The 2,436-nt window shown below is 58.3% G+C and carries 3 protein-coding genes; 1 reads left to right on the top strand and 2 read right to left on the bottom strand.

The features are described 5' to 3' along the window. Positions 1–118: 118 nt before the first annotated feature. Entirely contained in the window at positions 119–1,018 is a 900-nt protein-coding gene (locus tag VJ956_RS14240; RefSeq protein ID WP_324085704.1) for a glycosyltransferase family A protein, read from the bottom strand. A 163-nt stretch (positions 1,019–1,181) separates the two neighbouring features. Here VJ956_RS14240 and VJ956_RS14235 point away from each other — a divergent pair, with 163 nt between their 5' ends. Beyond that, positions 1,182–2,069, top strand: a complete 888-nt coding sequence (locus tag VJ956_RS14235; RefSeq protein ID WP_414674448.1) for a lysophospholipid acyltransferase family protein — start codon at positions 1,182–1,184, stop codon at positions 2,067–2,069. 17 nt (positions 2,070–2,086) lie between these two features. Here the strand turns inward: VJ956_RS14235 and VJ956_RS14230 are convergent. Continuing rightward, positions 2,087–2,436: lipopolysaccharide kinase InaA family protein (locus tag VJ956_RS14230; RefSeq protein ID WP_324085702.1), on the bottom strand; the 350-nt coding region annotated here is incomplete at its 5' end.

The following is a 2,436-nucleotide window of genomic DNA, read 5'->3' as shown; positions in this document are numbered from 1 at the left end:
ACCACATAATGCTGAAACCGGGCCAGGGGGGAATGCTCCAGGGAAGATCGCATCACCCGGAAATGCTCGACATCACCGGCCCAGGTCGGGGTGATCAAAACAAGTCGCGGCTCCCCGCTCATGATGACTCTTCCTGCTTCCGGTCACGTCTGCGGGATTGCAGAACCCTGAGCCAGGTTCTCAGCCTGCTACGGGTGTCATTGCCGCTGTAACGCCCCTTGGCAACGTGCCGGATGCGATAAACCCCCGGCACCTGAAGCGGCTCACCCTGACTGCGCAGCAACCAGCGGAACGCCCGGTCTTCGTGACATTTGGCAAAACTTTCTACCGGCTGCTGATAAAGGCCGATATTGCGGCAGTAGCCCACCGCCCTGCAGACATCACCGTGGGCAATCTGCAGCGGGCCAGTGGCTTTGGTGATATGGCGCGTAGTAAAGGAACTGGTATCGATATCCAGTACCTGGGGCCCGCTGGTACCAGCCTGAAGCATCGGATTATCTTCCGTCAGCAGGTCCGTGGTGTGCTCCTGCTCCGGAAACAGCAACGCATCACGCCGGCCCTGCAGTGCATCCGCCAGGGTATCAAGACAGGTTTCCCGAAACATCAGATCGCAGTCGGTAAACCAGACCCAGTCAGCCTGCGTGGCCAAAGCGGCGCGATTGCGGCCGATGCCCCGCCGGAAAAGCTCCTGCTTTGGCACCGGCTGCCAGTTCCAGGTGACGCCCGGTACCTTCTGACCCTCAAAAAACGCCAGCAATTCACCGGTGCTTTTGTCTTCCGGGCTGTAAAACACCGTCATGGTTACATCGAGTTTCTCTGGCGGGAACAGCACCAGGGAACTCAACTGGTAAACCAGGAAATGGGAATAATTCCAGCAATGGCTCACCACTTCCAGCTTGAGATGACCGGTTCGGGCGGCACGTTCATCTTTGGCTGGCAGACCAGGCTCAAACCAGCGTGCCGGTATCCAGCCACCGGCGGCAAACCGGAAGAAGACCAGCTGTATCAGATTCCACATAGTCGGTGCCCGGTTGCCATGGATAAAGACGGATAAAAACCCGCGAATTCTATCATGGCGACTGACCAAAAGCAGACCATCGGGGAAGATTATAAAGCGCCAATCACCTTGTGTGTGTTTGACGACAATGGTACTTTTTTCGGCCCTGTTTACTTCTGATTGGATGGATTTCGTGTCCGGCAAACTTGTCAGACTGGCTTTCCGAGTGCTGGCGATGCTCAGCCTCCGCAGCGCCCAGCGCCTGGGACGCCTGCTGGGGAGCATTGCCTGGACACTGGGCGGGCGATCGGTAAATACCACCCGCAGCAATCTGCGTGCCTGCTATCCGGATCTGGATGCCACTGAGATAGAAACGCTCGGGCGCAACAGCCTGCGGGAAACCGGCGCGACCGCTCTGGAAATTCCGCTAATGTGGGAGTGGCCGGCAGAGCGTTGTCTGGGATTGATCCGGGAGATTGAAGGTGAAGAACTTCTGGCAGAATACCAGGCCGGAAGTCAGGGCCTGCTGCTGCTGGCTCCCCATCTTGGCAACTGGGAACTGGCGGGCCTGTTTTTTGCCTCCCGCTACAGCATGGCGGCGCTTTACAGCCCCCCGAACCAGCCCGGATTCGAGGCCTATATGAAGGCGGTCCGCAGCCGCAGCGGCTCTGAACTGGTCGCTACCGACCGCAGGGGCATCATGCGATTGTTCGGCATTCTCCGCGAGGGCGGTGTCGTGGGAATCCTGCCGGATCAGACCCCCCGGCGCGAAGGCGGCGAATTTGCACCGTTTTTTGGCATACCGGCCATCACCATGACCCTCGCCTCGAAGCTGGTCCAGAAAACCGGAGCCAGGCCGCTGGTCACCTATGCCCAGAGGCTGCCAGACGCCGAGGGATTCCGAATTGTGATCCGGGAGGCAGAGCCCGGCATGGATTCAAAAGATATGACCGAGTCCCTGACAGCCCTGAACCGGTCCGTCGAGAACTGTATCGCTGATGTGCCTGCCCAGTACCAGTGGGAGTACAAGCGTTTTCGCAGAACAGCTCCCGGCCAGACCCCGATATACTGACACGCTATCCTGGTCAGTCAGTTGTGCTGCCAGTTCAGGTTATAACCGGCCAGAAATCCCTGCCAGAGTTTGTCCCGCAGGCCGGCATCAAGATTTCCCAGCAACTTTTTCACGGAACGTTCCAGACGACTGATATTGGCTGCTTTCCAGCGATCATCATGATCGTTGGGCAGAATCCGACCCCGGTCAAAATCGATCAGGTAAATCTGGTCGGCCACCAGTATATTCGTGCAGTTCAGGTCGGCATGAAACACTCCGGCCTCGTGAAAATGGCGAACGCAGACACCTGCATCCCACCAGGTCCGGACGCAGTCGGCACTGGTGAATCCGGATAGCGGACTGGCTCCGGGAATCCGCCGGACAATCA

The organism is Marinobacter sp. (assembly GCF_035268745.1).
Classification (GTDB): domain Bacteria; phylum Pseudomonadota; class Gammaproteobacteria; order Pseudomonadales; family Oleiphilaceae; genus Marinobacter.
The sequence above is the reverse complement of the archived record's forward strand: the minus strand, read 5'-3'. Positions and strand labels throughout refer to the sequence as shown.